13 protein-coding genes are annotated in these 7,446 nt (G+C 29.0%); 2 read left to right on the top strand and 11 right to left on the bottom strand.

The genetic code is table 11. From position 1 onward, the window contains the following. Window positions 1-8 precede the first annotated feature (8 nt). Window positions 9-155, top strand: a complete 147-nt coding sequence (locus tag CLPUN_RS03370) for an ATP-binding protein (RefSeq protein ID WP_278281595.1) — start codon at window positions 9-11, stop codon at window positions 153-155. A gap of 133 nt (window positions 156-288) precedes the next feature. Here CLPUN_RS03370 and CLPUN_RS28490 read toward each other — a convergent pair whose 3' ends face one another. From CLPUN_RS28490 to CLPUN_RS03350, 6 genes are all read right to left on the bottom strand, one after another. After that, complete coding sequence (locus CLPUN_RS28490) at window positions 289-486, bottom strand: hypothetical protein (RefSeq protein ID WP_242954034.1); 198 nt, start codon at window positions 484-486, stop codon at window positions 289-291. A 96-nt stretch (window positions 487-582) separates the two neighbouring features. Then, window positions 583-879: a hypothetical protein gene (locus CLPUN_RS28485; protein WP_242954033.1), complete on the bottom strand. Its 297-nt coding sequence runs from the start codon at window positions 877-879 to the stop codon at window positions 583-585. Beyond that, window positions 872-1,339 (bottom strand): phage portal protein, encoded by a 468-nt coding sequence (locus CLPUN_RS29330; protein WP_341423937.1) that lies wholly within the window; start codon window positions 1,337-1,339, stop codon window positions 872-874. Before CLPUN_RS29330 ends, CLPUN_RS28485 begins: the two co-directional genes overlap by 8 nt. A 108-nt stretch (window positions 1,340-1,447) precedes the next feature. After that, complete coding sequence (locus CLPUN_RS29325; RefSeq protein WP_341423935.1) at window positions 1,448-1,702, bottom strand: phage portal protein; 255 nt, start codon at window positions 1,700-1,702, stop codon at window positions 1,448-1,450. 12 nt (window positions 1,703-1,714) lie between these two features. Next, window positions 1,715-3,445 (bottom strand): hypothetical protein, encoded by a 1,731-nt coding sequence (locus tag CLPUN_RS03355; RefSeq protein ID WP_242954032.1) that lies wholly within the window; start codon window positions 3,443-3,445, stop codon window positions 1,715-1,717. A 145-nt stretch (window positions 3,446-3,590) separates the two neighbouring features. Next, window positions 3,591-4,004 carry a hypothetical protein gene (locus CLPUN_RS03350; RefSeq protein ID WP_077845974.1) on the bottom strand — a complete coding sequence of 138 codons (414 nt, stop codon included), beginning with the start codon at window positions 4,002-4,004 and terminating at the stop codon, window positions 3,591-3,593. Between the two features lie 252 nt (window positions 4,005-4,256). Between CLPUN_RS03350 and CLPUN_RS27460 the strand changes: the two genes are divergently transcribed. Next, complete coding sequence (locus CLPUN_RS27460) at window positions 4,257-4,394, top strand: hypothetical protein (RefSeq protein WP_158078690.1); 138 nt, start codon at window positions 4,257-4,259, stop codon at window positions 4,392-4,394. A gap of 504 nt (window positions 4,395-4,898) precedes the next feature. Here the strand turns inward: CLPUN_RS27460 and CLPUN_RS03345 are convergent. The 5 genes from CLPUN_RS03345 to CLPUN_RS03325 form a co-directional block, all read right to left on the bottom strand. Continuing rightward, window positions 4,899-5,312, bottom strand: coding sequence for a phBC6A51 family helix-turn-helix protein (locus tag CLPUN_RS03345; protein WP_077845973.1), 414 nt, complete (start codon window positions 5,310-5,312; stop codon window positions 4,899-4,901). Between the two features lie 139 nt (window positions 5,313-5,451). Then, the gene (locus CLPUN_RS03340) at window positions 5,452-5,922 is read right to left on the bottom strand and encodes a sunset domain-containing protein (protein ID WP_077845972.1); all 471 of its coding nucleotides are present in this window, start codon (window positions 5,920-5,922) and stop codon (window positions 5,452-5,454) included. Between the two features lie 246 nt (window positions 5,923-6,168). Next, on the bottom strand, window positions 6,169-6,549 hold the full coding sequence (locus CLPUN_RS03335; protein ID WP_077845971.1) for a DUF6262 family protein: 381 nt from the start codon (window positions 6,547-6,549) through the stop codon (window positions 6,169-6,171). Next, entirely contained in the window at window positions 6,542-7,072 is a 531-nt protein-coding gene (locus CLPUN_RS03330; RefSeq protein ID WP_077845970.1) for a hypothetical protein, read from the bottom strand. The genes CLPUN_RS03335 and CLPUN_RS03330 overlap by 8 nt, the downstream gene beginning before the upstream one ends. Then, a partial coding sequence (locus CLPUN_RS03325; RefSeq protein ID WP_143328965.1) for an IS5 family transposase occupies window positions 7,041-7,446 on the bottom strand: 406 nt, incomplete at its 5' end. The genes CLPUN_RS03330 and CLPUN_RS03325, both read right to left, overlap by 32 nt.

Genomic DNA, 7,446 nt, shown 5'->3' with positions numbered 1-7,446 from the left:
CTACCAACATAAATTTTAATTCTTGGGATGATATTTTTTATGACGCTGTTATCGCTAATGCTATCTTAGATAGAGTTTTACATCATGCTCATGTTGTTACAATTAACGGAAAATCGTATAGACTGAAGGATCATTTTAAGCAAGAAGAAGATTAAAAAACTACATTCTTAAATGATCGAAAAGTTACATTTCTAGGTTGACATTTATAGCCATATACATAACATATTTTATATCATGCTCATGTTGCCAAATATCATTAGTGCCTTCCTGAACTCTGCATATGTTATCTTATACTAACCTTTTAGTCTCATGTGCATTAGTATCATACTTTTCTATAATTTTCTTTTCAATTTGGTTAACATTAGTTTCACCTTTTAGAAATTTTTCAACTTCGTCCTGTAGAACCATGCACATATCATTTTTATTTGTATAAATCCTATCTGACCAAAGCTTATCATCTACTTTAGTATTGATTATTTTTTTCAAAGCTCCATCACTAAGGTGAGTTAACTTAAAATCAGTTCCTAAACTATATACATAGTTATTTGTATTGAATTTTTCCTTACCAACACTAGTTAATATCTATTTAGTTAAATTAGCTTCAAATTCTAATTCACATTTTATATTAGTGACTATTAAATCACTTAGCTTTGAATACAATATTTTCTTTTCTGCTACATTTATTTTCAAAATATTATCAGCTATGTTATAAGATAATAATATCTTTGCTATTTTACTAAGCAAATCATCCCTATTTTTTATCTGACCTCTATAGGCTTCCTTTAGTTTTTCCTCACTCTGGTCATATAACTCTTTAGCAAACTCTAAAGTTTTATTATTAAAAAATTGTTGCTCAGGAGTAAGCTTTTTCTTATCCATCATTACCAACTGCCTTATCTAAACTTGTTTTAGTCCATGTTTCTCGCTGATCTTTTTTTACTTTTTCGCCTTCTGCACTTTTATTATGTATAAAACTAAATAAACCCCTACCAGTATCTTTAGAAACAATTCCTTCTGGAAGTTGGTTTAACATTTGTGCTGTTGTAAAATCATCTTGAGGAATATTAGGAGTATATAGAGCTTTAATGTCTTTATAATCATAGTTTTTGCTTTTCTTTAGATTTAAGTACATACATAAGAACTTCAATCTGCTTTTAATTATATTCTTATGTGCCTTTTCTTCCAGCTTACATTTATTTTCCAGTGCAATCAATCGTGACCTTAAAGCAATCCCACTTAAATTACTTTGCATTTTCTCATTGTGGTTTATATGACAAGCAATTTGATACATTGTATCAATATACCTATCTAAAGTATTTTGAATTAAAAGATACTTCATTAAATTAGTATCATGTAATTCATCCCAATGTGCAGTATAATACTCAATATCATTAATTATATCAGAATCGCCTTTTCTCGATTCATAGGTTATCGGATTACCAACAGTCTAACTTACTTCTTCTTTAATGAATTTCTTAATAAAATTAGCATTAATTTTCAAATTAGATCTTTCAGTTACAAATAAATATTTTCTCATTGCATCTGTATCACCATTATAATAGCGATACATTTTTTCATAAGTCTGTTTGTATGCATAATATGTACCATAAATCTTTTTAATTAAAGATAAATGATCTGGAATTCCCATATCAAGTATTACTTGTTTGGTAACTATTTGTTTTATTAATTCACTAAAATTCAATTCTATCACCTCCTATAGTCCAAATGCCTTCCTATCTAATATCTGAATTGTATTAACAACCTCAATTAAATCAATTTTTTGAATAAATTCTGACATTATGTCAGCAGCATCATCATGTACTGTAAACTTTTGACCTGCAAATTCCATTACTTGATCCGTAAATTCTTCATCTTCTTTAGCAAAAACAACTTCACCTTTATTTACATATGGAATTGCAGTTGAAATTTTATCATCCTTATTCTTTCTTTGTTGCTCATTAATAATTTCAATATTTCTATACTCTAAAACTGGATGCTCATTTATCAATTGTTCTAACATAAATGCATCTGCCCCATTGAAAGTATTTTTTTCAATAGATACATGGGTTGCTTCTGGATATTCCAATAATAGTTCAATCATATGACCAACATATTTATCAAACTCTTTTCTAGCATTTATCTTTGCTAACTCAGCTTTTCTAGCATACTTATTGCCGTTAGTAGCAGTGGAACCAACTAAGAAAGCACTATAGTCATTCTTTCTACCTCCACTAGCTGCTGGATCTGCAAAAATCATAGTTTTTATAAAATCATGAGTTTCAATTTCTTCTCTAGTTTCAGTATTCATTGACTTAAACCATTTTTCTCCTATAGAATCAACATCACCTTGAACTTCTTGTTTAAATGAGTTTGGATTTTCATAGTAATCCATTGCTAACTCTAAACAAGTCCAAAATTCACTCCACAATATAGGAAATTGCATATCTTCTTCATGTTCATAATAAAATTCTTTAGCATCTTCTAATCTTGTATTATTTTTAAATTCAAAAAGAACATCCTTAAATTCTTTCCATAAGCCAGTAGTAAATAAATGGTCAACACCATTAGTCTTCTTGCCTTCTTCGTCTATAAAATCATCAACTAGAACACCTTTTTCCTTTTTAAACGTCCATGTAGCAGATTTCATCAACCTAGAATAGAAGCACTCTTTATGTTGTTGAGTTCCCCAAGCCATAAGCACAGTACCTTTTTTAATTATCTTACCATTTCTTTTTACTGGCCTTTGCTTAGCAAACTTAACATCATCAGAATATCTTTTCCACTTCTTTTCCCTAGCTTCTTCAGTTCTAACGTCATCTTCTGATTGGTAATCATCTAAGATTATTAAATCTGGTCTAACATTCTTATATTTTCTACCTCTCATTGGTGAAGTTGAAGAAATAGCTTCAACAAAAGTATGGTTAGTAAATTCTAATTGAGTAGAATTACAAATAAAATCTCTACTTTTATCATCAAGTAGCTTACCAAATGCACTTTCAATATACTCATTTTCAATCATATTATCTTTAATGTCTTTGATAAACTTTTCTGCAGTACTTCCTATATCTGAACAAATAAGTACATATGTCTTATGCTTATAAGCAACACTCCAGCAAGTAGGCCCTAAAGTACCAAAAGCACTTTTTCCAGTACCTCTAGGAAGAACTCTACCTAATTGTTCTGGCCCATTACCTATAATTGATTCTTGAATATCATGCCATAATTCTTCATGAACTTCAGCAATTGGAGCAGCTGCATTGTCTTCTTTGGGTAAATAAATATCCTGCATAAAATACATACAAAAAAACTCCAAGGATATTTGACCAAGTTGCCATGCTAATCCATGTAACCCAAACAAATTCTTAGAGTTTTCAAGTATTCTCTTTTCAGTTAATTCCTCAGCTTTATCCTCCGGAATGAATATATCTGTATAGGATTTTTTCAAGTAGTGATAAAGCAACCATTTATTTCTTGCTTCATCACTAGGGAAATTCAAATGGTATTAACATGCTATCATCCTTTCTAATTAATTTTTAAATTTATACATAATAAAAGAACCCTACTTCTAGAGTTCTTTTATTTAATTATTTTTAATAAACAAAATAGTCAACTTTTACAGTAGTACTTCTAACGCTTTCATCATACTCTATTTTAAAACGCCATGTTCCAGTATGACTCCAGTTATAAATTTGAGTTTCTCCGTTCTTAGAATAACGAGCTGGCTCAGCTCCTGAATCATTCCATGAATTATTACTTGAATCATAATACTGTAATGTAACCTTCATTCTATTACCACTATAAAACGGTGATGCATTTACATTAATTGATATTCCTTGCCCATTCATACTAAATTGGTTAGTATAAATAGTACTTGCACTACCAAATGATTGAGTAAATGATTTCCATGTACCTGCATAGCATACTGATGGGGTTTGTACAAAAATGCAAGTAAATAATACTAATGATAATAATGGTAAGATAACTTTCTTTTTAGCTATTTTCATATTCCCACCTCCTTCATAGTTATTATTCTATACAATTATGTAAATTCCTTCTATAATTTCAAATAATATAATAAAAATTATCTAAAAACTTCTCTTATTTTCTAACAATTAAAATATTTCTTCAATCGGATTTTGACATTTTATTAATATTCCAATCATTAATAAAATTAAGTTTCTACTAGTTTTAATCATACTATTATTTAACATTTACACACTATATCCAATATACTAAAAGTAAATGAGGTGTTTATAATGTCAAATAACGAAAGTGAAATATTTTATATTATTGGCTCTATAATGACTATACTAGCAAATGTTCCAGAGATTACAGGACACATAAAAATTAAATTACAACTTAATGAATTTATAAAACACCATAAAATATTGTAATTTAGATATACTAAAAGCACTTACCACAAGAAATAAGTGCTTTCTGTTTTATTTCAAATTTTGATTATATTCTTTAGCGTATCTATAGTAAGTAGGCTTAGTTATACCATAGCAGCTATCCCGACTTTTAAAAAATATTATAGAAATTGTGGAACTGGGTGACGCGATTTTTTAGATGTTCATTTTTAGAACCTATCCCCGCCCTTGTATAAGCCTAATTATATGCTATAATAGAGCCATAAGAAAGCCTCAATACTCGGGAAATAATACGCTACTAAATATACATAAAGCCATGTATATTTAGTATATTATTCACTGTTTATGCAACTTTTTTATACATTTCGTTTATTTCAAATGTGCAATTCTATGCAAAACCCTTCTAACACAAGTAATACAGTCATTATTTAGCATTTCATTATCTTTTAATAATTTCGCTAAATCAGCCGTTTGCGAAATAACTTTGCATCAATTCTATTTCTTTTAATATTCATTTTGGGAAATAATCTACTTAACAACCCTAATATTCTTTATCTCATCTATCTCATTCTTTAGTGCATTCTGATCTGTTCCTTCCTTTTCTTTAGAAGTATTATTACTATCCTCTTTAACAGCACTAGGAGAACCAAGACATTGATCTATAAGATACTTATTAGCTTGGAATCTCACTCTGTTATCAGTCTTTTGATTAGCCATTTCTTTCATATTATTAATATAAGTACATATATCATCAGTAATTTCATTTCTACCTGTCTTTTTTAACTGTTCTCTCCGTCGGTCAAGCTCAGCCCTAAACTCTTCATCATTCTCCCATCTGTTCAGGGTTCTTGTACTAATGCCAACTCTTTCAGCAATCTCTGCTTTTGACATAGTTTTAGGGCTTAATAGTTTAATCGCATTCATATGTTTTTCATCTAACATTAATAAATCACCTCCCTGTCTTGTTGTCTTGTTTTATTGTATCTATTGTCCTTCTAAATATAATTTTCTGCATAAAAAGAGAGCTACTATAAAAGTAACTCTAAATCCTATTTCAAATATTTATAAATTAAACCTTTCATTATTTCTCTGGTGCTCTATAACCAGCATTTTCTGCTTCTTCAACAGTTTTAAACCATTGTGCAACATTAGTAGTTTTATCATAGTATTTGCTATTTGGAACATGATATATATTATTTTTACTTCCTTTTATTAGACCTTGTCCATTTGAATCTACATATTGCTTACTTGTACTTGAACTACTATTAGAATTATATGATGTTGAGTTTTGAGTAGCAACATTATTTATCCATGCTCCATTACTATTTAAATAGTAACCTTCAATTGTAGTATCATGTGCCATATACCCATCAGCATTAAAGTAATACCATTTACCATCTATCTGTCTCCAACCAACTGACCACGAACTTCCCTCTGTGTTCCACCAACCATTAGAGTCTTGCCTCCATTCTGCATGTGCAACTATTGGATTAATTGCTAGTAATGACATAAATGTAACTAAGCTAGCTACAATTTTTTTAAATTTTTTCATTTTTCTACATCCCCTTATAGATAATATTCTTTTCATTATTATACTATTTATAAGATTTATTTACAATTATTTTCAAAAGTCAATATTATTTTTACTAAAATGAAACAACAAAAAGAACAGTAATAAAATTATCAAGACCTAATTTGAAAAAATATTAATATTAGGTCTTTTATACAAACTATATATGTATAATATGTGACAAAATATAAAGACCAACAATTGTTGGTCTAATTTTATAATATTAGATTATATTTGTTTATATATATCAGCATAACTAATCTTTAATTGCTCTTTAAGTTCTTTATTTTCTTCTTCTAATTTTTTGATTTTTCTTTTCAAGCTGGCAATTATGGCATCTTTATTATTTTCATCCATTTCTCTTTTAACTTGAGATGGAGTAGGAACTTTAGATTGTTGTAATCTTAATGTTTCAATTCTTTCTTTAATATCTTTATTATTATATAGTGTTGCTTTAGTTACACCACCTTCATTAGCAACACTATTAAAATTAATAGGCTTTTGTGCTTTAATAAGTCTCTGAATTGCTTCATCTACCTTTTGTTGAGTCTTAACTTTACGTTCTTCATGAAGTTGTTTCAGTTGTTCTTTACGGTCATATTTATTCATTATGTTCACCGGTTTTCTTTAACCTATCTAATCTACTATAAATTATATTTCCTTTTATTATTTTAGAGTGAATAACCTCATATAAATTAAGTAGTTCCTCATTTTCTTTAGCCATTTCTGTTCTATTGTAAACTTTAGCACTTTCTATCATAGATTTTGTTGAATTTATTAGTATTTCATATTTTTGAATATCTCCTTCAAATGCTCCAACACATAAGTCTCTGCAAGGATTACCACTATTACAAGTCAAACAAGGTGGCTGTTTAGCAAAAGTACACTTACCATTTGTTCTTTGCAAACAAGTTCCATAAGGAGTATCAATAGCATTTAACTTATGATTAGTCCAAAGCATATCAAGAATATCTGAAGGTATTTCTCCATTGTTTTCTTCTCTTAATTTAGCACTTTCATCAAAACTAAATACACCTTGTTTTATTGCATTATCAAAAATTTTTCTTTTAGGGTGTGTCTGAAAACAATATTGCCTTATGCTATTTTGATAAAATAAAAATGGACGCAACATAAACAAAAGCAAGAAATGAAGACGCAAGCTTGTCATAGCGAGTTGAAACTCTGCGAAAATGCTTGATTTCATTAAAGAAGCATTCTACTAAATGGCGTTCTTTATATACCCACCAGTCACAATGCCATGGATTCTGCGCATTTGTTTTAGGTGGAATTGTATAGGAAGCTTCTTGTGAAGCAATATATTTCTTAATTTCCTTTGTACCATATGCTTTATCACCTAAAATATTACTGCCTTTTATATAAATATTTGAAAGAACATCCACAGCAAGTGTGCTATCATGTAAATTACCAGAAGATAATTGAAAATAAACTGGATTGCCAAGACCATCAACAACTGTGTGGATTTTTGTTGTATGTCCGCCACGACTT

The sequence above is a fragment of the Clostridium puniceum genome, assembly GCF_002006345.1.
Taxonomy (GTDB): Bacteria; Bacillota; Clostridia; order Clostridiales; family Clostridiaceae; genus Clostridium; species Clostridium puniceum.
The sequence above is the reverse complement of the archived record's forward strand: the minus strand, read 5'-3'. Positions and strand labels throughout refer to the sequence as shown.

Bases quoted from the DNA above. Each gene is read 5' to 3' on its own strand.
- CLPUN_RS03340 (WP_077845972.1), bottom strand. From the start codon at position 5,922: ATGAAAAAATTTAAAAAAATTGTAGCTAGCTTAGTTACATTTATGTCA.
- CLPUN_RS03345 (WP_077845973.1), bottom strand. From the start codon at position 5,312: ATGTTAGATGAAAAACATATGAATGCGATTAAACTATTAAGCCCTAAA.
- CLPUN_RS03335 (WP_077845971.1), bottom strand. From the start codon at position 6,549: ATGAATAAATATGACCGTAAAGAACAACTGAAACAACTTCATGAAGAA.
- CLPUN_RS27460 (WP_158078690.1), top strand. From the start codon at position 4,257: ATGTCAAATAACGAAAGTGAAATATTTTATATTATTGGCTCTATAATG.
- CLPUN_RS03350 (WP_077845974.1), bottom strand. From the start codon at position 4,004: ATGAAAATAGCTAAAAAGAAAGTTATCTTACCATTATTATCATTAGTA.
- CLPUN_RS29330 (WP_341423937.1), bottom strand. From the start codon at position 1,339: ATGAAGTATCTTTTAATTCAAAATACTTTAGATAGGTATATTGATACA.
- CLPUN_RS03330 (WP_077845970.1), bottom strand. From the start codon at position 7,072: ATGTTGCGTCCATTTTTATTTTATCAAAATAGCATAAGGCAATATTGT.
- CLPUN_RS28485 (WP_242954033.1), bottom strand. From the start codon at position 879: ATGGATAAGAAAAAGCTTACTCCTGAGCAACAATTTTTTAATAATAAA.